Source organism: Paenibacillus sp. FSL R5-192, from assembly GCF_000517845.1.
Classification (GTDB): domain Bacteria; phylum Bacillota; class Bacilli; order Paenibacillales; family Paenibacillaceae; genus Paenibacillus; species Paenibacillus amylolyticus.
This window is the reverse complement of record NZ_ASPR01000011.1, coordinates 78,488-104,888: the sequence shown is the minus strand read 5'-3', so window position 1 is coordinate 104,888 and position 26,401 is coordinate 78,488. Positions and strand designations below refer to the sequence as shown.

Genomic DNA, 26,401 nt, shown 5'->3' with positions numbered 1-26,401 from the left:
GTCAAGTCTTTTTTCTTATTTTCACACATAAAAAAAGCAGGCTATCTTTTCGATAACCTGCTCATTTTATTGATTTTTTGGTCCTGCGCCTTAACTTAATGACATTGCCCACTAAGGGAGGTGTATTTGAATGTTTTTGATATGAATTGCGCTACCGCCAACCTGAATCTGTGTGATTTCATTAGAGCTGTCCAAAGTTAATCTGGCTCGGATCTCAGAGGGCCGATTCATGGTATACCCTTGTCTGATCGTGTACGTGTGAAGATGAGGATCTGTAAGCTGGTTGTATTGGGATAAATAACAGAGCATGGCACCATTGGATGTGCCTGTCGCGCTCTCTTCCGGTATATCATAAAGCGGTGCAAAATTACGGCATTCTGCCAGAACGTCCTCAGCATCTGATTCGAGTGTAAACACGTGATAACCTATGGCATGATGAGCCTTGCTTATTTCAGTGATACGCTGGAAGTCAGGATCGATACTGGTCAGAACATCAACATCCCTAACAGCTATCAGGATATCGGGTAACCCGGTAGACACAATCTGTACAGGTAGCTCGGAATGCAAATCCTCCATAGAAATACGTAACGAATCGGCAATCTGCTGTCGATCCACGATCTCCCCAAACTCCGGCAACGTCTGAGACAGATAGACTTCTCCATTGACTTCGATATCAACTTTAAGAATTCCGGCCAGTGTCTCCAGTGTATATGTACCAACATTAACGAGCTGCTGTGTCTTCATTAGATAAAATAATGCAATTGTGGCATGTCCACATAGATCGACTTCATCACTTGGGGTGAAATAACGCACTTTGAAATCAGCCTGATCCGATGGCATAACAAATGCAGTCTCTGAAAAACCGACTTGTCTGGCAATCTCCTGCATCTGGGTTTCAGACAAATGCGCTGCTTGTAAAACAACACCTGCGGGGTTTCCGCCATGAGCCTTGTCCGAAAATGAATGTAATGTACTTACTTCTACTTCCATCGTGTTACCTCGCTTGTTCAGTTATTGGGTTAAGATTTAACGTAATCGATAATGGACATTATATCACGATTGTTGAACGGGCTTGTGAATCCCAGATTGCTGTGAATTTTGAATGAATAGGTCAAGTGATCGCCGGGAAAGGGTAATGAAGGGAGAGAGAGTATAACAATAATCAATGGAAAGGCTGGGATTACTAATGAAAGCAATTGTGATTGAGGAATTTGGTGGAGCGGAACAATTGAAGGAACAAGAAGTAGCCAAGCCAACATGTGGAGTGAATCAGGTATTAATTCGAACACATGCCACGTCGGTGAATCCGGTAGACTTCAAAATCAGACAAGGTTATATGAAAGAAGCAGCGGAGAATTTTCCGTTGATTCTGGGCGGCGATGTTGCCGGTATTGTGGCTGAAGCAGGCTCAAATGTCACGAGGTTCAGAGAAGGTGATCGGGTATTTGCACGTCCGCGTCAATTCGGGACCTATGCAGAATATGTTGCTGTTGATGCAGACATTATTGCCCGTATACCGGAGAACTTGAGCTTTGAGGAAGCGGCAGCGATCCCGCTGGCTGCGATGACGGCATGGCAGGCACTTGTGGATCACGGACGTTTAGGCAAAGGGCAGAAGGTACTCATTCATGCTGGTGCAGGTGGTGTGGGAACGTATGCCATTCAGATCGCCAAGTCCCTCGGCGCTGAAGTGGCTTCCACGGCAAGTGAATCAAACGAAGCGTTGCTTCGTTCGTTGGGTGTGGATCATTTTATCAACTATAAAAAAGAAGATTTCTCGGAGATTCTCTCCGGTTATGATGTTGTGCTGGACACCATGGGCGGTGATATTCAGCGCGATAGCTTCAAGGTGTTAAAGTCTGGCGGGCATCTGGTATCCTTGGTGGAACAACCGGATGAGAAGCTTGCCAAGGAAGCCGGAGTAACGGCCAACGTCTTCATGATGGAGCCCAAAGGGGATCAACTGGATCAATTGGCTGAACTGGCTGCGGAAGGCAAGCTCAAATCGATTATTGATGGAACGTACCCGCTAACTCAACAGGGAGTAAGGGAAGCACATGAGAAGAGTGAAACCCATCATACCCGCGGGAAACTGGTTATTCAGGTGCAATAGAATTCATTAACTCGTAGAAGTATTTGGACTCATGAGTCTGATATAGATTGTACCAGGCCTGTAAGGTTTCTGGTGTATAGACATTCAACAGCTTCAACACATGCATTGTAAATTCTAACGGAGCTATTCCAGATGCAGTAACTAGATTTCCATCGGTTACTGCAGGCTCCGTTACATAATAGGTTTCTCCAGTATAATCTGGGCATATCATCTTCAGGTATTCTAAATCATTGCTTGTATGTTGTCTGGAATCCAGTATCCCTATTTTTGCAAGTGCAACTGTCGCACCGCAAATTGCCGCAATAACTGTCCCCTCTTCTATAGAGGCAGCAACTTTTTTCAATAGGGGATCATGGATGGTGTCCATCCAGGTGTTTCCTCCTGGAAGAATGATGAGGTCGTCACCTTTCAATGTACATTCATCAATAGAAATATGAGGAAGGATGTTCAATCCTCCCATGGTAGTTACCGGATGTTTATCCACGCCTACGGTCACGACCTGTAAAGGCTGGATCTCTTTCCTGAAATACCTTCCCGAGTTCAATTCAGCAGTTAGATATCCTACCTCCCAATCCGCCATCGTATCAAATACATATAGATATACGTTCTTCGTTTGCATCATACATGCTCCTTTTGTTTTCATGATTGAATGGATTACTCTTGTATTATAAATTAACTTCACTGACATCTACGGTCAGTGAAGTTTTTAAATTTGAAAATTAACAGCCCTAAGAACCAATATAGGGACTGCTCCCCAATTGTAGTGGAATAAGATATAATAGGAGAAATTTATTCCATTTTGTGCATGAGGTGATCAGGATGTCCAACGAACTCATTCAAGCCATTCAATTGTTAAAAGAAAAGAAATGGGTGGATCTGACCCATACGTTTGGTCCAGGCTCTCCACATTTTTCAGCTTTTGAGGCAGCACAATTCGATACACTGTTTGATCACGATCAAGGTTTCTTTGCCCAGAGCTTCAAGTTCCCAGGTCAATACGGGACACATCTTGATGCGCCGATCCACTTCGTTCGGGATACCCGGTATCTGGATGAACTAGGTTTGAAGGAGCTTGTGCTCCCGCTTGTGGTCATTGACCAGTCTGCCGAAGTAGAGAACAATCCGGATTTCACACTGGATGTGGAGCATATTCTTGAATTTGAAAGAGAGCATGGCCTGATTGAAGCTGGAAGCTTTGTAGCCTTACGTACCGATTGGAGCAAACGCTGGCCTAACCATGAAACATTTGATAACAAGGATGCGGAGGGCAACAGTCATGCACCCGGCTGGTCGGTTAGCGCGCTCATGTTTTTATTCGAGGAAAGAAAAGTGCAAGCCATTGGGCATGAAACCTTTGACACGGATTCAGCGGTGGATTATCAGAAGAATGGAGCACTTCTGGCAGAATATTATGTACTTGCCCAGGATACATATCAAGTTGAGCTGTTAACAAACCTGGATCAAGTGCCGGCTAAAGGCGCGGTAATCTTCAACATTGTACCCAAAGCGGAGAGAGCTTCTGGTTTTCCAGTTCGATCCTTTGCCATTCTGCCGTAATACGGGGTAGATCAAAAGCTGAAATAGTTAAATCAGGCACAGAACTCAGAATGATACTCAAGTAGAAAGCCGGCTAAATAGTCGGCTGTTTTTCAGCTAATGGGCAGGATAGTGGCAAGGTAGCTCTTTGATACGGCTCATCGTAAATCATTCTATAACTTATTGAAATTGCTTGCAGATTTAATATTGACGGTAATTGCAATTTAGCCTCACGTAATGTAAAATTACTTAACGGAAAAACATGGAAGGGGTGGGGGTATGAGGTGGAAAAGTAAGACTTATATTCAGTCGACTTGTGTAATTTCATATTTCCATTCCTGTAGGACACTAAAGCATTTATTGCTTTAGTGTTTTTATTTTATGGGGGTGTATTAATTGTCAAGGTATAAAAGAGTTCTCGTTAAGCTAAGTGGCGGAGCAGTAGCCGGAAACTCTGAATTTGGTTTTGAACCGGAAAGATTGGACCAAATCGCTGATGAAATTATGTCAATAGTAAACTTAGGAGTTGAAGTATCATTAGTTATTGGTGGGGGTAATATTTTTCGAGGTAATATGGCGGAAAGCTGGGGGATAGAAAGGGCAGAAGCTGACAACATTGGAACACTTGCGACTGTAGTAAATAGTTTAATGCTTCGTGGAGTTCTTAAAGCCAAGACCAAAAAGGAAGTACGGGTAATGACCGCTATACCTATTACTTCAGTTGCAGAACCATACATCCGTCTAAGAGCAGTTCACCATCTAGAGAAAGGCTATATTGTAATTTTTGCAGGAGGGAACGGTCAACCTTACGTTACAACAGACTATCCTTCAGTACAAAGAGCCATCGAGGTTAATTGTGACGCTTTATTAGTTGCAAAGCAAGGTGTTGATGGTGTTCTTAATGCAGACCCTAAATTTGATAAAAATGCAAAGAAATTTCGTTCGCTTCATTACAACGACGTTTTAGAACACAACTTAAAGGTAATGGACCAATCAGCTTTCATTTTGGCAAGAGACTACAATTTGCCAATGCATGTGTTTAACTTCGATAAACCAGGTTCGATGAAAGAAATCTGTGAGGGTAAGAATAATGGTACGATAATTAGTGGCGAATCAATTTTAGAGTTGGAATGAAGTATGTTAGAAATACTACTCTTCCTTGATTTAGCGGAACGATAGTTCCACAAAAGAGAAGTTCTATTCAAAATCCCACTCGGCCATGGAGTGGGATTTTGTTTATGTTGATATGTATATCTTGTGATCAAAAGATACTTTATGTTTTGATTCATTACGGTGATCCGTATCATAGGTAGAAGTACAGAACGTTACGCTAACGGGAAACGATAGCTCAATAAATCCAACAAAGCATCTGACCAACGTGATCGGCTGCTTTAGTTCAACTAACGGGCAGGATAGTTTAGGAATAGTCCAAGAATAGTTTGCCACCACAGTTGTTTTTCTTAAGCTATTGGGCAGAACTCTTTCAATATGTGTTAATATAAATCAAAATATGGGTTGTTAATCGGTCAGGAATGCTACATGCTGAAGCATTACATACAAAATTTCTCGTTTTGTACTTGAATTTCTAGACAAAATAGAGCATTTCTAAACAAGAAGGTGTTTAACGGTTCTTTTATACTGTAGGAGAAAGGAGATGAGAGATCCTGGAGATGCTTAAGCAGCTTAGTCAATCCATTGATTATGTGGAGCAACATCTGCACTTGCCGATTGAGATTGAGGACATTGCTAGGTCAGCAATGAGTTCAAAATATCATTTTCAGCGAATGTTTCATGCAGTAACCGGTGTTACCGTGACTCAGTACGTGAGGAATAGGCGGCTAACGCTTGCGGCGCAGGAGTTAGCGGGAACGGATTGTAAAGTCATTGATGTCGCGCTTAAGTACGGTTATGACAGTCCGGCGGCATTTACAAAAGCTTTTCGGCGGATGCATGGGGTAACACCTCTTGCGGCTAAGAAAATGAATGTGAAACTTAAAGCATTTCCTCGAATTTCCTTTCAAATTCAGATTAAAGGGGAAACCGAGATGAATTATCGAATCGTGGAGGAAATGGAATCAACAGTATTTGGTAAGAACGTTACTATCCATAAAGATGCCTATGAGGAGATACCCGTGTTTGTGGAGGTAATTTGGAGGAATGGTATTCATGATCAGATTAACGAGTTGGTAGGGAGACCAGCGGGATCATTGCTGTACGGTTATCATTTCGACTTTGACGAGGATGGGTCAAAGTGCTATTTGTTGGGAGCGGAACTGCCGGAAGGAAAACAGGTTCCAGATGAATTTACCGTCCTTAATGTTCCTAGTCAAACTTATGCGGTATTCGATAGTCGTGAGACGATTCCGAACGATGTAGAAATCGGATTGGGTATTCAAAATATCTGGAAACGCATCTACACAGAATGGTTCCCCTCGGTGAGTTTTGAACAAGTTGAAGGGCCATGTATAGAGAAGTATTACTGGGTTGATGACACGCACAAAGATTCAATCTGTGAGGTATGGATTCCGGTTAGTAAAAAGTAGAGACGGTTTCTTCCAGTTATTGGTCACCATTAGGTGGCCATTTTTTAATTAATACAATCAATGTCAAGTGTTTGAAGGACTTTGATGAACGATAAGAGTAAACTAATTATTATAATTAGCTCCAATATTTCTTTATTAAACTAACGGGAAACGTTAACTCAATAAAACTAAGAAAGCAGCCGATCATTGTGATTGGCTGCTTAGTTTGACAAGGTACTTAGATTGGTCGAACTGGGCGGTTTTGTACAGTGTGAGGAAGTGATCAGCTAGTGGAGTTGGCAATGAGCTCAAGCTCGGTTACAACTTCATCAAGCGGCTTCCTGATATCGATCTCAACAGTAGCTCCAGCACGTAAGAGAGGCTCAACACTAGCGACGTTTTGTATAATTTCTTCACGTTGATCGACGGTTTTTCCATAATCGTTCGTCTTACGGGAAGCTACACGTTCAAGGATTACTTCGAGGGGGGCACTTAACAACACTACTGCATCAAACAGCGGGTAAAACTTCCCCTGATTTGATACACAACCCGAAATGAATAAAGTACCTTCGCTATGTTCAGTGAGCAGCTCATCAATTCGATTCTCGTGCCATAACCACCCAGAACCATCCACATTCTCACTCCAACCATCATAATCGGTATCGATAATTCTATGCCCCCTATGAGCAAGTTCGCTTAGAACCGTTGATTTACCTGTACCCGACATCCCTGTCACCAGAATTATCACCTTCTTTTTTGATACTGAACCCGAAGTATTTGTCATATTTTCACTCCCTTTATAAGAAAGTCCTTTGGACTAGATTAACACATAAAGGCAATAAACTGGCAAGAGGCAAGTAAGCTTATCAGGAACCAAGTTCAGCTAGGATTTGACCTATTGGAAGCATAAATGTTTACTTTGGCAAACTTATGGGTTGAGTCACAACTAATGAATTCTAAATAATTCACTTATGTAAATAGCAAGGGAGGCGTATTCCGCCTCCTTTTTATGTTGTTACTTTTGATCCGAGTGAGGATCTTGATTAAATCTTTGAGAGATTTTTTTCTCTGTTTTCTTACGCCGTATCCAGCGCTTGAGTATGCCTTCTTCTTTGCGTTCTTGCAGTGTTTCCTTCAAACCTTGAATCATAAATTCCGATCTTCGTCTGTCATCCCGACTAATCTCGCGTAATTCCTTAATAAATTTGTCGTCCATATCTGCCTCTCGCTTATTCAGGATAATCCCATTATACCGAACGTACGTTCTTTTATCAAGTTTTTCCATTACGAATGATTTTCGAGATCTATATAGTGAAAAGAAGCACAGGAACAATACGCGGCATGTGTGAGAATGGTACTAGAGGGTTTGAGCATAATCCTCTTGCCAGTTTTTTGTTCCCGGGGATCATCCTATTGCTGGTTCTTGGCGTGATGCCTACAACGATTGCTATTTCGCTCATCCGCTACGTTCATTGGGGGATGGGTGAGAGAATGAATCTCTATCCTGACCGCTATTGGGCTTGGACTTTTTCGTTGTATACGGGGTTTGCTCTCATCATATGGATTATGGCGCAGGTGTACTGGATTCAGGATGTCTCTATCATTCACTTGGTCTATTTTGCATGGGGAGTGGGTATTCAAGTTGTGACCTTATTGCCCGGGGTACAGCGAATCTATTCAAAATAAACTGCTTGTATATTGAACAAACGGCTGCCGAAAGAATCGTTGAATGATTCTTTCGGCAGTTATTTTTTATAAGCATCGAGATAATACGTGTTGTTGTAGTCATGTTGTCCACATGTTCCTTGGACTGAAAAGGGCTCGGATAATTCTAAATCATATTGACAAAGAACCATTATTCTCGCATACTTACGTAATATACTTTATAAAGTCTGTTTATTAACTAGAGGAATAGTCACATGTGGTAAGTATCGCAAAATCATAATCCGCATGAAACAGGGAGGTAAGTATGGATGGTCTACGTTATTATGGCAGTTATAATTTGGGCAGGTACCTATGCAAGTATGGCCTTGTCAAATCAGCCGATGGAAGTGAAACCTGTGAAATCGATGGATGATTTGTTTGAGTGAACAAAGTAGCTCTGCCGATTTCGATCCATTGCCAGCACGATGGAACTCATGTGTTCGGGTAAGGCATTATGTTATGATATGGTGTGAATGACATCCATACCATTGCTTTGGCTCAATTGAACCAGAGTAGAAACGAGAGGGTTATGAAAAAAGCCAACGCTACAATGATGAAATACATCAATTTGAATAATGTGCGTGAAGTCATGCAGCAGATTGAGACGGCGACCAAACCGCAATTAGCTTTATTAACCAATCTTAGTGTTGTTACCATTAATGCGCTGATTCAGGAATTATGTGATGGCGGAGAGTTGTTTCAGGATAAAGTGGTTCCCTCTAACGGCGGTCGTCCTGCTCAGGCATATCGATATAATTATAACTTCAAGCTTGCTTTGGTTCTTTACATCAAAGAGATGAAAGGCCAGGAGTTGATTTCGGCGACGGTCATGAATCTGGAGAATAAGGTTGTGTTGAAGGAAGAGCGCATCTTGCCTGCTTTTGATAAACAGCATATGCTGCAACTTATCGCGCGTTTCATTAAGGAATATCCCTCCATTGATATGATCGGCATCGGTATTCCGGGGCAAGCCGTGGATGGGGACATCACGGTGAGCAGTCATGAAGAGCTTATCCATTCACATCTGATACGGGAGATCGAAAGCGAGTTTCAATTGAACGTTCTCGTGGAGAATGATGTTAATGCAGCGATTAGCGGATACTGTACACAGCATGCGGATATGAAGGAACAGAGTGTAGCAGGAATTTATTTTCCGAACCGATACCCGCCGGGTATGGGGATGATGTTGAATGGACAGATGATCCGTGGGAAAAACGGGATGTTTGGTGAGATCAAGTATCTTCCTTATTCACCTGATTGGCACCGTGACATGAGCAAAGATGATTTTGTAGTGAACGTATGTCACATCTTGCAAACGATTAATGCCGTCGTTGCCCCGCACCAGATTGTCATTTATCAGGAACGGGTGGAGAGAGAAGAGCTGGATTTGGCGTGGAAACAATACGGGAAGGATCACCCCATGCCGTCGTTGCCCGAGATTGTACATCAGGATTCGTTCCAACATGATTTTGATGCTGGGTTACGAGGAATGGTGCTTCAGGCGTTGAAGTCAGGCATTCTATCAGAAGCCTTATAACCCACAGTTCATGTCTGTGGCTTTTATTTTATAAGCTAACCCTTGTAGAGGAGGATTCATGATGCGTGAAGAAGAGAGAATCATGAAAGGCGTGTTGTTCAGTCCAAGTGATCCCGAATTAAAGATCATCAAAAGGCGGGCCCATAATCTCAGTCAGCGTTACAGTCAGACCTTTGAAGAACAGACTGAGGAAAGGAATCAGATACTACAACAGTTACTGGGGCAGATCGGTGAAGGTGGATTCATGCAAGGCCCCATCTTCTTTCATTATGGTGTGCATACCCGGATAGGCGAGCATTTCTTCGGTAATTACAATCTGACGATACAAGATGACGCGCAAGTGACGATCGGGGACTATACCAGTTTTGGACCCAACGTTACGATTGTTACCCCCATTCATCCCATGATTGCCAGCGAGCGGAGACAGATGGTGGACCAGAACGGTGATGTGAAGTCGCTATGTTATGCCAAACCGGTCACGATTGGTAACGATGTATGGATCTCGGCAAACGTCACAGTGTGCGGGGGCGTAACGATTGGAGACGGCTGTGTGATTGGAGCAGGTAGCGTGGTGACTCGTGATATTCCACCGCATTCTTTTGCAGCAGGCGTACCGTGCAGAGTTATTCGCAAAATTACTGATGCGGACAGCATGCGAAACTATCCCGATGTTCTGGCAGATTGCCGTGTGCTGGAAGAATAAAAAAAGGCTGCCATCAGGATCAAATAGATGATCCTGGTGACAACCTTTTTTTGTTATGCGTTTACTTGGAGGCGTTGTAGTTACTCAAGAATTCTTTTACTTTTGCAGGATCAGCTTTCAATTCATTCCCGGTCTGAACGAGCGGGCTTACTGTAGAGTATGCTTTGAGTTTGTTGTTCTTGTAGAAACTCAAAATCTCATCCTGATTAATGGAGTACAGCACGGCTTTTCTCAGGTCACTGCTCTTGGCAACTTCACGATTGGCCGTGTTGAACAACAGATAGGAGACAGCGTTACTTGGCAGACTTTGAAGTTTCAGTTTGCTGTCATTTTCGATGATGTCATACTTGGTTTCAGGTACACCGTAGTATAAGTGGATTTCACTGCTGCGAAGAGCAGAGAGGGCGCTGTCTGCATCCGCGATGAATCGGACGTTAACCTGAGCAATTTTTGGCTCATCTTCCGTGCCTTTACGGTAAGCCGGATTTTTTAAGAATACACCTTCATAGTCATTTTTATAAGACAAAATATAAGGTCCGCTAGTATAAAGGGTGTTATTGTATGCTGCGCCTTCAGTCACCGTGTTCTGATCACCGTAAGGAATATCTTTGTTGACATCAAAGGAAGCTACATCATATGTGTTGATGCTCTCCACCTGTTTTTTGGACACGATACCCGCAGATTGGTGAGCCAAATAGTTCAGTACTTGCGGGAAAGGTTCAGTTGTTGTCAGTTTAACGACCTGATATTTACCTGCGCTATTATCTGCTTTGGTTTTGTCCGTCACGAGTTCTGTAATTTTGCTACCCAATCCTTGTTCCAATGCTTCGAGGATTGTGCCCTTACCGCTGGATTGTTTGATGGATTGCAATGCACTCAGATCCGTTACAACCTCAGCTTCTTTGATATGTTCATGCAAACTGTACGTCCGGTGATCCGGAACGGAATCTTTATTTTTAGCACGATCCAGGGAGAAGATCACATCATCTGCACCGACACGTTCTCCTGTATCTACGGCTTTTTTGTTATCAATCTTCGCAAAGTTGATATCGTCTCTGAGAACGAAGTAGTAGTCCGAATTACCTTCAGCAATACTGAAATTATGGGACAGTGATCCATCTGCTGTCAGCTGATCGTCATCCGTCAAGTTAACGAGACGTACATACATATTGGTGTTCAACTGGTTGATGGAGCCGTCGTTTCCTTTGATTGGATCAAGGGAAGTCAGTACGGATGCACTTTGCGTCAGAATCAACGGATCTTTGGCATTTTTGGAGCTGTCCTTGAACTCAATCGGTTCCCAAGCCATGGCGCGGGATTTGGAGAGACGAACGGTGTCGACATTCAGAATGTCTTGGTTCACAGCCTGACTTTTCAGGGAAATGTACAAAGGAGCGATATACGCCTGATCCGTTACCAAGCGATCTTCCAATTGTTTGTACGTGTCTTTGTACTCATCCGGAGTTTGAGTAGCTGCCTGATCGATGAGTTTATCAAGTTCCCCATCCGCAAGGATACTGTAATCTCCACCTGTTTTGAAAAGGGAACGCACCGCATAATCGGGATTTCCCGTTACCGTTGTCCAGCTGGACAAGGCAATGTCATAATTCCCTGCATCCTGCTGGGATTTGAAGCTGCCGTAATCCGGCTGCAGGTTCAACTTCACATTGAAGCCGTTTTTAGTCAGCTGGTCGCGCACAATGTTTACATCATTTTCGGAAGAACTCATGGCGAGCAGTTCAATGTCAGCCGGTTTTTGTGCAGTTTCAGTTGTGTCCGCTGGTGCGGTCTCCGCCTGGGATTCAGTTTTCGTTTTTACACTGCAGCCGGAAATCACAATGACGAGAATTAATAGTAATGAGATCAGTGTACGTTTTTTCATGGGATTACCCTCCATATCTTGAATGTGTGATGTGTGATTTCTTTTTTTCTATATCATTCATTTCAATGACGAATCTTTTATGCCTTTTCCAGCTTGGGATCAAGCGCATCACGCAGACCGTCACCGAGAAAGTTAAACGAAAGAACCAGCAGAATAATAGCCAAGCCTGGATAAATCGCCAGATAAGAGTGGGTCTCCAGGTATGTACTGCCGAGCTTCAGAATGTTACCCCATTCCGGAATATGCGGCTCCACGCCGAGTCCCAGATAACTCAAACTGCTGGTAGCGATAACCGCTCCACCAATCGTGAGTGTGGACTTGATAATCATGGGCGCAAGGGAGTTGGGAATAATGTGTTTGAAAATAATCGTACGATTGTTGTACCCCAGTGCACGTGCAGCTTCCACAAATTCAAAAGTAGATACATAGAGCACACTGGCTCTCATGGTACGGGCGTAAGTTGGGATCGAACCCAGACTCAGCGCCAGAATGAGATTGACCGTATTGGCTCCAAACGCCGCAATAATGGCAATGGCGAGCAGAATTCCCGGAATCGCATAGAGAATATCCAGCAGCCGCATGATAATGTTATCCGTATGCCTTCCGTAGAAACCGGAGAATGCTCCGAGGACTCCACCGATCAACACAGGAATGATGGTCGACATGCAACCTACGATCAAGGAGATCTGGGCACCAAATACAATCCGGGAAAATAAACATCGTCCGAAGTCGTCCGTTCCCAACGGATACGCAAGGGAAGGCGGTTGAAGCAGCGCCGAGTAGTTATTTTCCACAGCCATGCTGTAGTCAAAGGTGAAAAAGCTGCAAATCGATATCGAGAACAGAAAAATGATAAAAAACAAACCGGACATGGCAGTCATATTTGGAGCAAGTCGCTCCCACAGATCATTCCAGAAGTTTGATTTTTGTTTCCCCTGTCTGCGAATGCGCCCAATAATGGAAATGCCGAGCAATAGGGCAAATACATTACCTGTGATTGAGGTCAGAATCAGTACTACACTGACACCGATCATCCAGCGAGGGAGGATAGAGGTCGCGTTATATCGGGATACGATAATCAGTACGACCAGGTCGATGACCAGAATAAATATGAGCACCGCCATAGCTGGCAGAAAGTTGTCAGCCACATAAGGTTTGAAAACATTTAACGCAGATACACCGATGACGAACAGCTGGGTTAACAGCATATATACCGCAAAGGTGTACTCCACATTCCTGGCTTTTCGAATCAGATGAAAGGCTGCCGTTACGATAAATATGTTGCCAGAAATGATGGCAAGCAGCTGAACCCAGGCTAACCTGCGGGTCAAAGTAGAGATCGTACCTGTACGGATCAAGTCTTTTCGAATCCGAAGGGTGATGACACTTTGGACCAGTGTGAAGAATACATAGATCCCAAGTATCGTTAGCAGAAATGGTTTGAACGTCTGCCCGCTCCAGTCATAACTGTTGAATAGCAGCAAGGCAGTCAAGAGAAGGGACGTGATCCAGGCGAAGCTGGCCTGACTGTATTCTCGAGAAGACTTAAGCCGGAAACGCATTTCTTGTGTTAAGGACGAGTTTGTCATAATACACCTGCTTTAAGAGGTAGTTCAACACACACTTTAATATTGTTTCATCTTGGAGCGCACTCTTGGATCAATAAAAGCGTACAGCAGATCAACCGCTACATTGATAATGGAGATCGTAATTGCTGTGTAGATTACTCCGCCCATGATACTCGGAATATCGGGGATGAATTGTTTATCCACAATATAGCTGCCGAGACCGCTGATATTAAACACTTTCTCCGTCACTGCTGCCCCGCCAAGCATGGCTCCGAATTGAAGTCCAACCACAGTTACGATTGGAATCAATGCATTACGTACAGCGTGTTTAAGCATGACCTGACGTTCGCTTAACCCCTTGGCGCGGGCGGTCATCACATAATCCTCATGAATGACTTCCAGTGTAGAAGACCGGGTCATCCGTGCCACCGCAGCCGTAAGTCCTGTGCCCAGCACAATGGTTGGCATAATGATCGACAGCCAGTTCTGCGGGTTGAAGGTGGCGGGAAGCCACTGTAATTTGATCGAAAAGTTCAGAATGAAAATAAGTCCTTGCCAGAAATTCGGGATCGATAATCCAATCAGAGCGATGAACATAAACGTATAATCGAACCATGAATTAGGCTTAATCGCTGAGATGATACCGATGGGCAATGCGATGACGAGTGCTAGCAGCAGGGAGATGACCGCCAGCGTCAATGTAATTGGAAACTTTCTTGCAATCGTTGCTGTTACGTCTTCATTTCCTGCAAAAGACTTGCCAAGATCGAAGAGAGCAACTCCCTTAATATTGTTCCAGAGCTGTGTAAGATAAGGCTGATCCAAGCCATACACCTGATTGAATGCTGCAATCTGTTCCTGCGTTGCTGTCTCTCCGAGAATGTTAGCTGCCGGGTTGAACGGAGACAGATACAAAATCGTAAATACGAGTGTGGCTACGCCCAGAATGACAAATACCGTCATCAGTATTCTTTCAAATATGTACTTTAGATAAGGATTTCCATACAAAAAGAGGATGCCATACATCAGACAGCCAGGAATAATGGATATCGCTAAAAACCACGGTTTGTCGATAAGGGTGTGGAATGTATCGGCCATCGTAAGACGTTGACTTCCCTGTTCCTGAAGTATGCGAGAAGTCCGCTCCTTCAACTCTTTCTGAACCGTTTCTTCCAACCATTCCTCGGTCTGACGTCTGAATTCTTCCTCACTGACCTGCTGCTGGAAAAAACGATGTTTGCGTCGTAGCTGTTCTTCGACTTCCAACTTCATCTTGTTCCGATAGGAAGAAGCGAGCAGTTCTTGCTCAGCCGTCTGCCTGGCGGCTACCCAGCCGTCATTTTTTCGATTCGAACGCCATATTAGAAACACGACCAGATTGATCGGTAATCCAAGAATGAACAGAACATATCGGTAGGAAGGGTGAATCAGCATTTTGCCATAAATAAAACTTAAATTGTGCACCAACCGCGAGAGTCTGCTGCTTTCTGCAAGATTCAAACCAAGCGTGCCTCCTTTCATTCAGGTTTAAATTGCATTATTCCGATTGATATAGTATATATTATTTAGGGTCTAAACAATTGTCAAGGAATTAAATGGTATACATATGAGATAAGTGAATGTGAAATACGGATGAGAGCTGGTGATAACATGGAACCTTTATTGAAAGTTAATGATCTATCGGTCTCTTTTCATTCTGGAGAGAGTGAGTTTCATGCAGTACGAGAGGTAAGTTTTGAAGTGCGCAAAGGAGAGACACTAGGCATTGTAGGCGAATCGGGTAGTGGCAAGAGTGTAACCGCACGTTCCATTATGAGGCTGCTTGCATCGCCGCCTTCACAGATGAAAAATGGAGAGATTCTGTTCAAAGGGGTCGATCTGGCGAATAAAACGCAGAAAGAGATGGAGAGCATTCGTGGGCGTGATATTGGCATGATCTTTCAGGACCCGATGAGTTCTCTTAATCCGACTATTAAAGTGGGTAAACAGATCTCCGAAAGTCTAATTAAACATCAGAAGGTGTCCAAAAGGGAAGCCAAGAAACAGGCGATTGCCATGATGGAGCGGGTGGGGATAACTCGTAGTGAAATACGCTACAACCAATATCCACACGAATTCTCCGGAGGCATGCGCCAGCGGGTCATGATCGGTATTGCACTTGCTTGTCGTCCTGAATTACTCATTGCCGATGAGCCGACAACCGCACTTGACGTTACGATTCAGGCACAAATTCTTAATTTGATGAAAGATATGCAGGACCAACTGGGCACATCGATTATCCTGATCACGCATGATTTGGGCGTAGTAGCAGGCATGTGTGATCGGGTTGTTGTTATGAAAGAAGGACAGATTGTGGAAACCGGGACAACAACAGAGATTTTTGCTAATCCCAAACACCCGTATACGATCAGACTTCTGAATGCATTACCACGTCTGGATCAGAAGAAAAAGCCCAAACCGGTATCGTTGGTCCCGAGAGATCTGGAAGACGATCAGCCGTTGCTTGAGGTGAAATCACTCAGACAACATTTTAATCTGGGCAAAGGTAACACCTTAAAGGCGGTTAATGATATTAGCTTTCATATTCGTCAAGGAGAGACGCTTGGCGTTGTAGGGGAATCCGGTAGCGGAAAATCAACCACGGGCCGTGCGATTCTGCGATTGCATGAGCCAACAGGTGGAGATGTACTGTTTAAAGGAGTCCCGCTCAATCGTTTGTCGGCTTCGGAGATGAAAACGATGCGTAGACATATGCAAATCATCTTCCAAGACCCCTATGCATCTCTGAATCCCAAAATGAGGATTATGGATATCATTGGAGAAGCGCTTGATATTCATCAACTTGCAGGCACTGCCGCTCAGCGGGAAAAGCGTGTGGAGGAATTGCTGGAGATGGTGGGTCTTGATCCCACCCATGCGCAGCGTTATCCACATGAATTCTCGGGTGGGCAGAGACAGCGGATCGGTATTGCACGAGCTCTGGCTGTGGAACCTGAATTCATCGTATGTGATGAGCCATTGTCTGCACTGGATGTGTCGATACAGGCTCAGATCGTACAATTGCTTGAAGAGTTGCAGCAGCGACTCGGATTGACGTATCTCTTCATCGCGCATGACTTGTCCATGGTTAAACATATCAGTGATCGAGTGGCGGTGATGTATAATGGGAAAATTGTAGAGCTGGCCGAGAGTGAAGAACTCTATTCCAACCCGCAACATGCCTACACCAAGGCTTTGCTATCTGCTATTCCCGTGCCTGATCCGGCGGTAGAAGCGAAGAAAAAGAGACATGTTGTCAAAGAAACAACTAAAGAAAATGTTGAAGTAGAGGACCGTTATAATCTCGAACATTCCAAGTGGGTAGAAGTCACGGAAGGGCACTGGGTAGCCATATCTAGTTAGATAGTGAAATATATAGTCTGTTTCAACGACAAAAGAACCCCGACGATGATCTCCACAGATCGTTATCGGGGTTGAGTTATATGTTCTTCGTATAATGGCAGTAATCAAAAGCGATTATTTGAATTGAACCGATTTCTTGATGGTATCAATCTCGGCTTTGGTCTTATCATCCACGTAAGTGAATATGAAGTTGAAAGCATATCCTTCAATAATTGTACTATAGTAATCTTGAGTAACGGTTGAACCGTCACCTGGATCCATCGTGATTTGCATCAGATCCATCTCTTTACCACCGATGGTTTCCGTTGTCATTTCCTTATAATCGTAAGGGAACTGGCTATCCACCATGAATTTTTTGGTTGCTTCCAGGTAGTCTTTACCTGTACGAATGCCTTGCAACAAGCTTACTTTCTCAGCAATGGCCATAGCGGAAGGGCCAACTTGACCTCCGTCCAATGGGTACTTTGAAGCCATAAGCAGATTCAATGTTTTGGTCTGAGACAGTTCAATTTGTTTTTTCTTTGTTTCATCATCACCAGCAATCGCTTCGGATGAAGCACTTGTCAGCTCATTCATGCCTGCAGCATCCTGGAACTCCCATGCTTCCGGGAATTTCAGAGATACGCCAAAATAGTCATTGGTGTAAGAACCTTTTTCCGTAGTCCCCAGCTCAACGTCTTGGGAATTATCAGTTTCTTTGGGCTCTTCGCTTGCTGGTTCTGTGTTCTCTGTTTCTTCTGTAGTCGCTGGTTCAGAATCAGTACCAGTCGTTGTTTCTGTCGGGGTAGTCTCTTCTGTTTCGGCTGTGTTATCTGCTTTGTCACCGCAAGCGGCTGCAACCAGCATAATCATAATGAGCATGGCGAATAAAGAAGCTTTTTTTGGAATTGTCATATTACCCTCCTGAAATGTGTGTGTGTTTGTTTCTCTCTCTCTACATGTTGCCTGCTTCCTAAATTGTAGCACAAACGTTCTCATATACTACCTATAGGAATCTATAGGGGTCTTCTATACATAAGACATTCGGCTGGCAATTGAAACAGCTTCTGTGCTGGATTGCACACCTAATTTGTTAAAAATCACTTTTTTGTGATGATTCACGGTGCATTCCTTGATCTTTAATTTCAAAGCAATGGCTTTTACCGTGAGGCCTCCGGCTATCATCTCCAGAATGGTTAACTGACGCTCGGTGAACTCCACCGCCGGTTTGTCGCACACTTCAGCAGTCTGTTGACTCTGGCAACAGTTCTGCATGTACGCTGGAATTAGCTTGGCAATGGCAATCAGTTCACCTTGCATATCTGCATTAATGGTGGACACATCCAGATAACCTACATGTTGCGATCCCATGAACAGAGGTGCGGCGTAACAATGCCAGCTTTGAAAATAAGGACTTTCATGCTGCTCGGGCAGCAACACTACAGGCTCGTTGCTGTCCATCGTTACAGATATGGCGTTAACTCCACAGCTCTGTGCAGTGAAGAACATGCCCGGACGAATGGGGGAATCTTCTACTACAGCTTTAAGATCTGAACTGTAATTCATCGAGAGGAGCACACCGTTGCTATCTGTGAGTAAAAAAAGATAAGTGCCCGTTAAATTCTCTTGTATAACCGAGATACTGTTCTGGAATGCATGAATCAGGAAATGATTGATTTTACGAAGCCTGTCCAGACTGGGTTTTGGTAAATAGTCAAACGGTGCCGTTCCTGCTGAATGTGAGCAAGTCGGAGACTCTTTGTGTCGTGAGGTAAATGTAATGGCAGGCATGTTGTTTCCTCCTTGCTGCACAGTTCTCATCCAATCGTTTGAATGACGTGTCCTTCCTGGTTCTTAATCTCTGTTCTAACAATCTGAACGATAATATGATCCAATGAAGTTATCTCAAATGTTCCTTCAAACGGGCGAAGGTTCTCTGCCAGCTCATCAACAATTTGTTTGTTCACCGTCAGGGTAACTTGTCTGTCCGATTCCAATACAGCTGGATGTTCTCCTGCTTCGAACAGAATATTAGTATCCGGTCCGATCAAGGATAGAGAGGCGCCTTTCGAAATTCGGCTACGAAGGATGGTGCCAACTAATACGGCTTGTTTGGCTCCAAGCTGGAGTTTGGCCGGAACCGATTTTTGCAGCAATTTTTTGCGAGGAGATTCCCAAGCCAGTTGTTGTATGAATAAAAATGCTGTGCTGGACCCGTCCTGTTCCATTCCATCCTCAACCGCTTGTATAACCGAAGGAATATCTGCGTACGAATTTCTCATCAGATCCGTCACATATTTGGGCATGAACATGGAGGAGGCAGACAGGAAGCCACGAGCATTCCAACTTTGAATCATTTCCAGTTCCCGACCTGTAATGCCAACCATCTGAATAAATTGCACTGAACCATTAGGCGTTGAGACCGCGGGTAGGTCCGGATCTTCAATAAACGAGAGAGCAGTCAGCAAAGTATCGGATTCCAGACAGATGGGGCCATTGGCGTCCATGTAATCTCCTGGCTGAAAGATATTTCCGCTGTTGAACACGTAACGTCCTACATTCTGTAGCAGATTCAGCGCCCAGGCTGGCGGATCAGTCTCTGCTTCACTGCGTGTAAGACGAAAGGTGAGCTCAAAACCATACCCGCTCTTGGATGCATCCTGCATCTCTTTTTCATACAATTCAGAGAAACCGTAGGTAACAAAATGCCAGTGAGGCATAGGGTAATCGACAGCATAAACGCTAATGCCATCGAGTGGATCGGGACCTCCAAGAATATACGGAAGGGCAGTGCCGTAGTGTTTTGGCTCTTGTTCCCCATACAATTCACGCATGGATTGATCAATCGCATCCCAACCAGATGTGTTTTCTTCCTGAGTCATTATTGAATCCTCCTTGACTGTTCTTTCCCCCGAAAAACATTTAAAATTAAGTCTACCTGTTACAGAAACGGATTCAAGCGGCTTAAGGATGAATTGTGTCAGATAGGACTTCGGTGTTATTAATTGCAATCCAGGGAGTGAAATTACATGAGTATGAAAGGTATCTATTTAAAGGAGTTTAATCATACAAGCTGGGACTCATTTTCCGAATTGTTCGAAGAACTTGGACAAAAGTTGGACCCTGAATGGGTAGAACGTGCGCGATTACAAGGGATTCCGGCAGATATAAGCCGCGTGCTTTTGTGTGAAATGGGGGAGTACGTTTTTGAATGGATAGCGAAAGATATCCCGGCTTTAGGGGACCAAAGTCCCGCTGTTTACCTGGAAACGGAGGAAGGAGCGCAGGCATTAAGGGCGGCCATTATGCGTATGCCACGTTAATTTTTTCGATGGTGAGAGTGTGCGAGCGATCATATGATCCAGTGAAGTTGATTTTGCAAAATAGATATGTTACGCTTACATTACAAGAGCAAACACAACAGAATATGCAATAACATCTTTTGATGGATTGTAACTGTGAAGACAGGCAAAACCTAAACTGATGGTGAAATGAAAGCTCCTTTTTTTGGTGCTATTTTACCTTGAGTTTAGGTTTTTCTTGTTTTCTGCTCTAAATCACACCATTTTTTACCTGGAAAAACCAAAATAAATTTCGAAAAGAGGTTGTTGTTCATGACCACGGCAAAAAAAGGATTCCCCGAAAACTTCCTATGGGGCGGCGCTACAGCTGCCAATCAATTGGAGGGTGCATTCGATAAGGACGGCAAAGGCCTCTCCACAGCGGACATGATCGCTCATGTTCCCAAAGAGAAGCGTACAGGCGGACATGCTATGGAAATTTCCTCTTCCCGAATCGAAGAGATCCTCTCCGGCAAATTTGAAGAACGTTTCCCGAAACGTTTTGGTATCGATTTCTACCATCACTTTAGAGAAGATATTGCATTGTTCGCTGAAATGGGCTTCAAAGTATTCCGTTTGTCCATTCACTGGGCACGTATTTTCCCGAACGGTTATGATCAAGAGCCGAATGAAGCAGGCTTGAAATTCTACGATGAAGTATTTGACGAATTGTTGAAATATGGCATCGAGCCCCTCGTTACATTGTCTCACTACGAGACACCGCTTGGCTTGACGCAAAAATATAACGGCTGGGCTGGCCGTGAAGTAATCCAGCACTATGTTCGGTATGCAGAAACGGTGTTCAACCGTTATAAAAATAAAGTGAAATACTGGCTGACGTTTAATGAAATTAACGTCATGCTGTTCAGCCCGTACACTGGCGGCGGCATTCTGATCGATAAAGTGGATAACAAGCTGCAAACCACTTATCAAGCGCTGCATCACCAATTTGTAGCAAGTGCATTGGTAACGAAGCTTGCTCACGAGATTATGCCTGGTTCCCAAGTGGGTTGTATGCTTGCTCGTATGGAAACTTATGCAGCAACATGTAATCCGGTAGATGTTCGTCTGGCTCAACACGAGAATCAGATTAACCTGTTCTTCACGGACATGCATGCTCGTGGTAAATACCCGAACTACATGGCTCGTTATTTTGAAGAAAACGACATCGTGATCCAAAAAGAAGCGGGCGATGACGAGATCTTGCTGAACAATACCGTTGACTTCATCTCCTTCAGTTACTACATGTCCGTAACCAAATCTGCATCTGCAGACAAGGAAGAAACATCGGGTAACCTGACTGGCGGCGTGAAAAACCCTTATCTGGAAGCATCCGACTGGGGCTGGGAGATCGATCCGATCGGTCTGCGCGTAACCTTGAACAACTTCTGGGATCGTTACCAGAAACCATTGTTCATCGTAGAAAATGGTCTGGGTGCATATGACCGAGTTGAAGAAGACGGTTCGATCCATGACTCCTATCGTGTGGATTACCTGAAAAAACACATCGAACAAATGAAAGAAGCCATCAAAGATGGCGTCGATCTGATTGGATTTACAGCATGGGGCCCGATTGACCTTGTGAGCATGTCCACTTCCGAAATGTCCAAACGTTATGGTTTCATCTACGTGGATCTGGATGACGAAGGTAACGGAACACTCAAACGTTCCAAAAAGGATTCATTCGACTGGTACAAAAACGTAATCTCCAGTAATGGTGAGCAACTGTAGTTCTCACGTTTTCTGAGCGGGCAAACCTGATATAACAGTTAGTGTTTAATGGAATTTAATATTCCTGAGGGCCTGCTGATTAGCGTTTGTCCGCTTTTTTATGTGCTGCAAACATTACATATGGAGGGATATCTTTTGAAAAGATGGAGTATGAACACAAAAAGTATGGGATGGATGCTTGCCCTGACACTAAGTCTGAGTGTGATCTGGCCAGCAACCGTTGGTGCTGAAAGCACCCAGGTTACTCGAATCCAGGCCAATACCTATGTTGGTGATCCTGGAGAGATGGTAGAGTCCTTTGACATTACTGTAGCAAATCCGGAGAAATATCAGAATCTGAAAGCTTCAGACTTCGAAATTACTGGCAATTATGATGGCTATCCTTTAAATGAAGCGGAAGAGATCATACAGAATGAGTATGAAGATGACGGGATAAAATTGACGATTCAGGATCATACCATCCATATGGAGGTCGAGCCGTTTAAATATCCAGGTGGATTTAAGTCAGCATTTGCAGTCACAAGCAAGGCGTATCCTGAACTTTCTTTTGACGATAAAAATGTAAATGTAGTCAAAACGCGTACGGTCGATGAGTTTGAAAAAGGACAATTTACAGGCAGTAATGGTGCGAATTTGTCCTACCAACTGAAACGAAGCACGTCCGAAGAACCGAAGCCGCTCATGGTATGGCTCCATGGTGGTGGCGAAGTTGGTACGGACGGGCGCAGCCATCTTACTGCAAATCGTGGAGCTGTAGTCTGGACGGAATCGGGGTATGATACTTCCGTACTGGCCGTACAGTATCCTGAGAATTACAGTTTCAAAATCTATGATAACCCGGAGCAACTGGCCCAGATGCAGGCGTACTTCGTGGCGCAGTATGAGTTGATTCAGAAGCTGGTTGCTGAAGGTGAAGTTGATCCGAATCGGATCTATCTGTCTGGTGTTTCCAGTGGCGGTGGTGGTGCCTTCCGTTTCTTGACACAATATCCCGATCTGTTTGCTGGAGCGATTATTGTAGCGGCCAAGGATACGGTAGCGGATTACACCGGATCTGTAGAAGCATTCAAAAAAGAACTGAAAGATATTGTGGATGTCCCAGTATGGATTATGCATGCCAAAAATGATCCAACCACTGACAGCCGGACAAGCTCTTTGGCTTATCAGGCTTTGACTGAGCTTGGAGCCAACCATGTCAATATGACGCTGTATGACGATGCATACATGGATAGCCAAAGACTGTACGGTGGCATGAAGCATTGGTCATGGGTACCGGCTTTTGACAACAAGGAAGTACTTGCCGACCTGTTCCAAATAAGCAAAGGTACTTCAGGGGAACAGGATGGAGGTAACATAGAGCAGGGAACAAAACCGACTGAGCCTGTGACAAGAGCGCAGATCGCCCTCGTGCTTGCCGACAAGTTAAATCTTCCTGAAGTATCCGAATCTGCTTACCCGTACACAGATTCTGCTCCTGAATGGGCTCGTCAGGCCATCGCAACAGTGACTAAGGCAGGATTGATGAAAGGTGTCAGCAATCAGATATTTGCCTCGGGAGAGGAAGTAACACGTGCACAGATGGCAGTGATCGTAGACCATATTTTGACGAGTCGCGGCTGGAATGATGCAGACGAGTCAACTGTAGTATTGTTCAAGGATTTGAATGATAAGCATTGGGCTTATGAAGCCGTTCAAAATAGTGCCAAAGCCGGTATTATGTCCGGTATGTCCAAAGATCAATTTGAGTCATCGAAGTCGGTTACAGGTGCTCAGCTGGAGCTGATTCTGCAACGATTGGAACAATTGCCAACAAACTAAGTTCAATAAACAACTTTATAATGATAAATAATGAGAGGAATGATTGACATGACTACACCATTTCCGAAAGACTTCCTATGGGGCGGCGCTGTAGCAGCCAACCAACTTGAAGGAGCTTATAATACAGATGGCAAAGGTCTGTCTGTTCAAGATGTAATGCCACACGGGATTACAACGCCTAGAACGGAAGCACCTACAGAAGATAACCTGAAACTGATCGGTATCGATTTTTACAACCGCTACAAAGAGGATGTTAAACTGTTTGCTGAAATGGGCTTCAAAGTGTTCCGTACATCAATCGCTTGGTCCCGTATCTTCCCTAAAGGTGATGAATTGGAGCCAAATGAGAAGGGTCTGCAATTCTACGATGACCTGTTCGATGAGTGTCACAAATACGGGATTGAACCACTCGTAACGATCTCTCACTATGAGACACCGCTGCATTTGTCCAAAACATATGATGGCTGGGTTAACCGTAAAATGATCGATTTCTACGAGCGTTATGTAACAGTTCTTTTCAACCGTTTCAAAGGCAAAGTTAAATACTGGCTGACGTTCAACGAAATCAACTCCATTCTGGAAGAGCCATTCATGAGTGGCGGCATCTATACGCCAAAAGCAGAACTGTCCAAACAGGATCTGTACCAAGCAATTCATCATGAATTGGTAGCCAGTGCCCTGGCTGTGAAACTGGGTCATGAAATTATGCCTGAAGCCAAAATCGGCTGTATGGTACTGAGCATGCCTACGTATCCGTTAACTCCGAACCCGGATGATGTGGTTGCAGCGATGCATGCGGAACAGCGCAATGATATCTTTGCTGATATCCATGCACGTGGGTATTATCCGAAATACATTAATCGTTATTTCAAAGCGAATAATATCAATATTAAGTTTGAAGATGGCGATGCTGAAATTCTGAAGCATACCGTAGACTTTATCTCGTTCAGTTATTATGTAAGTATCTGTGAGACTGGTGATCCCGAGAAACGTATCGAAGGAAAAGGAAACCTGTTCGCAGGTGTGCAAAACCCTTATCTGAAAGCAAGTGAGTGGGGCTGGCAGATCGATCCGCAAGGACTGCGCGTAACCTTGAACAAATACTGGGACCGTTATCAAAAACCATTGTTTATTGTCGAAAATGGTTTGGGCGCAGTCGATGAGCTGATTACGGACGAAAATGGCAATAAAACGGTGAACGATGATTACCGTATTCAATACTTGAATGACCATCTGGTACAGGTGGGCGAAGCTCTTGAGGATGGCGTAGAAGTGATGGGTTATACGTCATGGGGCTGTATTGACCTGGTAAGTGCTTCAACAGCAGAGATGAAGAAACGTTATGGTTTCATCTATGTTGACCGCAACAATGATGGTTCAGGAACATTGGATCGTTACAAGAAAAAATCATTCCATTGGTACAAGGAAGTTATTAGTACAAATGGCGCAAGTCTTAAAAACAACAACGAGTAAATACTAGTTCTATAAGCATAGTTGTGCAAGCACCTTCTGATGTCAAATTAACGCACATTAACCGCTTTCACAAAAACATTGTCATATGGATAATTATATGGTAAGATGGGCCTAAGGCTAATGAATACTGGATTGTTACTGTTCAATCAGGCAAAACCAGAAGCGGGGCATATTTCGTGACCTGCTTTGGTTTTGCCTTTTACTACTTTGACGGTGCAAGGTGATGTGAAGAAATGAAAATTGAGAAGGTGCTGAACAACAACGTAGTTACCGTAATTGATCCGGGAGGAAACGAACTGGTCGTTATGGGACGTGGAATTGCCTTCAAAAAGCATACTGGTGAATCGATTGACGAGAGTCTCGTCGAAAAAATATTCTCGCTTGAAAGTAAGGAAGTATCACAGAAACTCAAAACGCTTCTGTCTGATATCCCGGTTGAATATGTCGAGTGCTCGGATGAGATTATCCGTTATGCCGAGACGGTGTTAGGTGAGAAGCTGCATGAGAGCATCTACATTTCACTGACGGATCATATTCATTTTGCCATTGATCGACATCGTCAAGGATTGCAGATCCGTAACGCATTGTTCTGGGAGATCAAGCGCATGTACCGGAAGGAATATGCCATTGGACTCAAGGCGCTACAGATTATTGAGGAAACGTTAGGTGTCCTGCTACCCGAAGACGAATGCGCATTCATTGCAATGCATCTGGTTAATGCCCAGATGAACGGTGAGATGAGGGAAACGATCAGTATTACGAATATCGTTAAGGACATACTTAACATCGTAAGACGTAGCTTTGTGATTGAACTTGATGAAGATTCATTGAGTTATTATCGGTTTTTAACTCATCTGAAGTTCTTTGCCCAACGTGTATTGCAAGGAACGGCGATTGAAGATAAAGAAGAAGATAACCCGCTTCATGACTTGGTGAGCAAGCAGTATCCGGAAGCACATGCATGTGCAGTAAGGATCAGCGACTATACGCGTAAGATTTATAATCGGGTGTTGTCCAAGGAAGAAATACTGTATCTGACCATTCATATTGAACGAGTTGTCAGAAATGAACAAACAATTGAATAAAGTTGGG

The 26,401-nt window shown here is 44.0% G+C and carries 23 protein-coding genes; 13 read left to right on the top strand and 10 right to left on the bottom strand.

The annotated features are described in order from the left end of the window. Window positions 1–111: 111 nt before the first annotated feature. Window positions 112–990 (bottom strand): PhzF family phenazine biosynthesis protein, encoded by an 879-nt coding sequence (locus C161_RS05985; RefSeq protein WP_036668715.1) that lies wholly within the window; start codon window positions 988–990, stop codon window positions 112–114. Window positions 991–1,186: 196 nt separating this feature from the next. On the opposite strand from C161_RS05985, the gene C161_RS05980 reads away from it, so the two are divergent. Further along, window positions 1,187–2,113 (top strand): NADP-dependent oxidoreductase, encoded by a 927-nt coding sequence (locus C161_RS05980; RefSeq protein WP_036668743.1) that lies wholly within the window; start codon window positions 1,187–1,189, stop codon window positions 2,111–2,113. Here C161_RS05980 and C161_RS05975 read toward each other — a convergent pair. After that, window positions 2,097–2,732 (bottom strand): type 1 glutamine amidotransferase family protein, encoded by a 636-nt coding sequence (locus C161_RS05975; protein ID WP_036668712.1) that lies wholly within the window; start codon window positions 2,730–2,732, stop codon window positions 2,097–2,099. The genes C161_RS05980 and C161_RS05975 overlap by 17 nt on opposite strands. 200 nt (window positions 2,733–2,932) lie before the next feature. Here C161_RS05975 and C161_RS05970 point away from each other — a divergent pair, with 200 nt between their 5' ends. From C161_RS05970 to C161_RS05960, 3 genes are all read left to right on the top strand, one after another. Continuing rightward, a complete protein-coding gene (locus tag C161_RS05970; protein ID WP_036668710.1) occupies window positions 2,933–3,670 on the top strand; it encodes a cyclase family protein in 738 nt (245 codons plus the stop codon). Window positions 3,671–4,045: 375 nt separating this feature from the next. Further along, window positions 4,046–4,783, top strand: coding sequence for a UMP kinase (pyrH, locus tag C161_RS05965; protein ID WP_036668708.1), 738 nt, complete (start codon window positions 4,046–4,048; stop codon window positions 4,781–4,783). A 536-nt stretch (window positions 4,784–5,319) separates the two neighbouring features. Further along, window positions 5,320–6,192 (top strand): AraC family transcriptional regulator, encoded by an 873-nt coding sequence (locus C161_RS05960; RefSeq protein WP_084650057.1) that lies wholly within the window; start codon window positions 5,320–5,322, stop codon window positions 6,190–6,192. Window positions 6,193–6,454: 262 nt separating this feature from the next. Here C161_RS05960 and C161_RS05955 read toward each other — a convergent pair whose 3' ends face one another. Together C161_RS05955 and C161_RS05950 are read right to left on the bottom strand one after the other, a co-directional pair. Further along, window positions 6,455–6,907, bottom strand: coding sequence for an AAA family ATPase (locus C161_RS05955; protein WP_200869402.1), 453 nt, complete (start codon window positions 6,905–6,907; stop codon window positions 6,455–6,457). Between the two features lie 279 nt (window positions 6,908–7,186). Then, entirely contained in the window at window positions 7,187–7,387 is a 201-nt protein-coding gene (locus C161_RS05950; RefSeq protein ID WP_026080945.1) for a hypothetical protein, read from the bottom strand. 95 nt (window positions 7,388–7,482) lie between these two features. On the opposite strand from C161_RS05950, the gene C161_RS05945 reads away from it, so the two are divergent. From C161_RS05945 to C161_RS05935, 3 genes are all read left to right on the top strand, one after another. Continuing rightward, window positions 7,483–7,857, top strand: coding sequence for a hypothetical protein (locus C161_RS05945; protein WP_156946082.1), 375 nt, complete (start codon window positions 7,483–7,485; stop codon window positions 7,855–7,857). A gap of 547 nt (window positions 7,858–8,404) precedes the next feature. Further along, window positions 8,405–9,412 carry an ROK family protein gene (locus tag C161_RS05940; RefSeq protein ID WP_036668702.1) on the top strand — a complete coding sequence of 336 codons (1,008 nt, stop codon included), beginning with the start codon at window positions 8,405–8,407 and terminating at the stop codon, window positions 9,410–9,412. A 58-nt stretch (window positions 9,413–9,470) separates the two neighbouring features. Then, window positions 9,471–10,115: a sugar O-acetyltransferase gene (locus C161_RS05935; protein WP_235193744.1), complete on the top strand. Its 645-nt coding sequence runs from the start codon at window positions 9,471–9,473 to the stop codon at window positions 10,113–10,115. 61 nt (window positions 10,116–10,176) lie between these two features. On the opposite strand, the gene C161_RS05930 is transcribed toward C161_RS05935, so the two are convergent. From C161_RS05930 to C161_RS05920, 3 genes are all read right to left on the bottom strand, one after another. Further along, a complete protein-coding gene (locus C161_RS05930) occupies window positions 10,177–11,997 on the bottom strand; it encodes an ABC transporter substrate-binding protein (protein WP_036668699.1) in 1,821 nt (606 codons plus the stop codon). A gap of 77 nt (window positions 11,998–12,074) precedes the next feature. Continuing rightward, window positions 12,075–13,586 carry an ABC transporter permease gene (locus C161_RS05925; protein ID WP_051449601.1) on the bottom strand — a complete coding sequence of 504 codons (1,512 nt, stop codon included), beginning with the start codon at window positions 13,584–13,586 and terminating at the stop codon, window positions 12,075–12,077. Window positions 13,587–13,622: 36 nt separating this feature from the next. Further along, a complete protein-coding gene (locus tag C161_RS05920) occupies window positions 13,623–15,065 on the bottom strand; it encodes an ABC transporter permease subunit (protein ID WP_235193743.1) in 1,443 nt (480 codons plus the stop codon). Between the two features lie 150 nt (window positions 15,066–15,215). On the opposite strand from C161_RS05920, the gene C161_RS05915 reads away from it, so the two are divergent. Next, window positions 15,216–16,967, top strand: coding sequence for an ABC transporter ATP-binding protein (locus tag C161_RS05915; RefSeq protein WP_036668695.1), 1,752 nt, complete (start codon window positions 15,216–15,218; stop codon window positions 16,965–16,967). 114 nt (window positions 16,968–17,081) lie between these two features. Here C161_RS05915 and C161_RS05910 read toward each other — a convergent pair whose 3' ends face one another. The 3 genes from C161_RS05910 to C161_RS05900 form a co-directional block, all read right to left on the bottom strand. Then, on the bottom strand, window positions 17,082–17,861 hold the full coding sequence (locus tag C161_RS05910) for a hypothetical protein (protein ID WP_036668693.1): 780 nt from the start codon (window positions 17,859–17,861) through the stop codon (window positions 17,082–17,084). Between the two features lie 114 nt (window positions 17,862–17,975). Then, on the bottom strand, window positions 17,976–18,737 hold the full coding sequence (locus tag C161_RS05905) for a LuxR C-terminal-related transcriptional regulator (protein ID WP_036668691.1): 762 nt from the start codon (window positions 18,735–18,737) through the stop codon (window positions 17,976–17,978). A 26-nt stretch (window positions 18,738–18,763) separates the two neighbouring features. Further along, a complete protein-coding gene (locus tag C161_RS05900; RefSeq protein WP_036668689.1) occupies window positions 18,764–19,828 on the bottom strand; it encodes a suppressor of fused domain protein in 1,065 nt (354 codons plus the stop codon). A 147-nt stretch (window positions 19,829–19,975) separates the two neighbouring features. Between C161_RS05900 and C161_RS05895 the strand changes: the two genes are divergently transcribed. From C161_RS05895 to licT, 5 genes are all read left to right on the top strand, one after another. Continuing rightward, complete coding sequence (locus C161_RS05895) at window positions 19,976–20,269, top strand: antitoxin Xre/MbcA/ParS toxin-binding domain-containing protein (RefSeq protein WP_051449600.1); 294 nt, start codon at window positions 19,976–19,978, stop codon at window positions 20,267–20,269. A 291-nt stretch (window positions 20,270–20,560) separates the two neighbouring features. Then, on the top strand, window positions 20,561–22,018 hold the full coding sequence (locus tag C161_RS05890) for a glycoside hydrolase family 1 protein (RefSeq protein WP_036668687.1): 1,458 nt from the start codon (window positions 20,561–20,563) through the stop codon (window positions 22,016–22,018). A gap of 135 nt (window positions 22,019–22,153) precedes the next feature. After that, window positions 22,154–23,836, top strand: coding sequence for an S-layer homology domain-containing protein (locus C161_RS05885; protein ID WP_036668686.1), 1,683 nt, complete (start codon window positions 22,154–22,156; stop codon window positions 23,834–23,836). Between the two features lie 48 nt (window positions 23,837–23,884). After that, on the top strand, window positions 23,885–25,309 hold the full coding sequence (locus C161_RS05880; protein ID WP_036617361.1) for a glycoside hydrolase family 1 protein: 1,425 nt from the start codon (window positions 23,885–23,887) through the stop codon (window positions 25,307–25,309). A 233-nt stretch (window positions 25,310–25,542) separates the two neighbouring features. Next, complete coding sequence (gene licT / locus C161_RS05875) at window positions 25,543–26,394, top strand: BglG family transcription antiterminator LicT (protein WP_036668684.1); 852 nt, start codon at window positions 25,543–25,545, stop codon at window positions 26,392–26,394. Window positions 26,395–26,401: the final 7 nt, after the last annotated feature.

Excerpts from the sequence above, each read along its gene's own strand:
- C161_RS05895 (WP_051449600.1), top strand. The coding sequence starts at position 19,976 with ATGAGTATGAAAGGTATCTATTTAAAGGAGTTTAATCATACAAGCTGG.
- C161_RS05890 (WP_036668687.1), top strand. The coding sequence starts at position 20,561 with ATGACCACGGCAAAAAAAGGATTCCCCGAAAACTTCCTATGGGGCGGC.
- C161_RS05925 (WP_051449601.1), bottom strand. The coding sequence starts at position 13,586 with ATGACAAACTCGTCCTTAACACAAGAAATGCGTTTCCGGCTTAAGTCT.
- C161_RS05935 (WP_235193744.1), top strand. The coding sequence starts at position 9,471 with ATGATGCGTGAAGAAGAGAGAATCATGAAAGGCGTGTTGTTCAGTCCA.
- C161_RS05880 (WP_036617361.1), top strand. The coding sequence starts at position 23,885 with ATGACTACACCATTTCCGAAAGACTTCCTATGGGGCGGCGCTGTAGCA.
- C161_RS05980 (WP_036668743.1), top strand. The coding sequence starts at position 1,187 with ATGAAAGCAATTGTGATTGAGGAATTTGGTGGAGCGGAACAATTGAAG.
- licT (WP_036668684.1), top strand. The coding sequence starts at position 25,543 with ATGAAAATTGAGAAGGTGCTGAACAACAACGTAGTTACCGTAATTGAT.
- C161_RS05910 (WP_036668693.1), bottom strand. The coding sequence starts at position 17,861 with ATGACAATTCCAAAAAAAGCTTCTTTATTCGCCATGCTCATTATGATT.
- C161_RS05950 (WP_026080945.1), bottom strand. The coding sequence starts at position 7,387 with ATGGACGACAAATTTATTAAGGAATTACGCGAGATTAGTCGGGATGAC.
- C161_RS05975 (WP_036668712.1), bottom strand. The coding sequence starts at position 2,732 with ATGCAAACGAAGAACGTATATCTATATGTATTTGATACGATGGCGGAT.
- C161_RS05915 (WP_036668695.1), top strand. The coding sequence starts at position 15,216 with ATGGAACCTTTATTGAAAGTTAATGATCTATCGGTCTCTTTTCATTCT.
- C161_RS05970 (WP_036668710.1), top strand. The coding sequence starts at position 2,933 with ATGTCCAACGAACTCATTCAAGCCATTCAATTGTTAAAAGAAAAGAAA.
- C161_RS05940 (WP_036668702.1), top strand. The coding sequence starts at position 8,405 with ATGAAAAAAGCCAACGCTACAATGATGAAATACATCAATTTGAATAAT.
- C161_RS05900 (WP_036668689.1), bottom strand. The coding sequence starts at position 19,828 with ATGACTCAGGAAGAAAACACATCTGGTTGGGATGCGATTGATCAATCC.
- C161_RS05960 (WP_084650057.1), top strand. The coding sequence starts at position 5,320 with ATGCTTAAGCAGCTTAGTCAATCCATTGATTATGTGGAGCAACATCTG.
- C161_RS05985 (WP_036668715.1), bottom strand. The coding sequence starts at position 990 with ATGGAAGTAGAAGTAAGTACATTACATTCATTTTCGGACAAGGCTCAT.
- C161_RS05930 (WP_036668699.1), bottom strand. The coding sequence starts at position 11,997 with ATGAAAAAACGTACACTGATCTCATTACTATTAATTCTCGTCATTGTG.
- C161_RS05905 (WP_036668691.1), bottom strand. The coding sequence starts at position 18,737 with ATGCCTGCCATTACATTTACCTCACGACACAAAGAGTCTCCGACTTGC.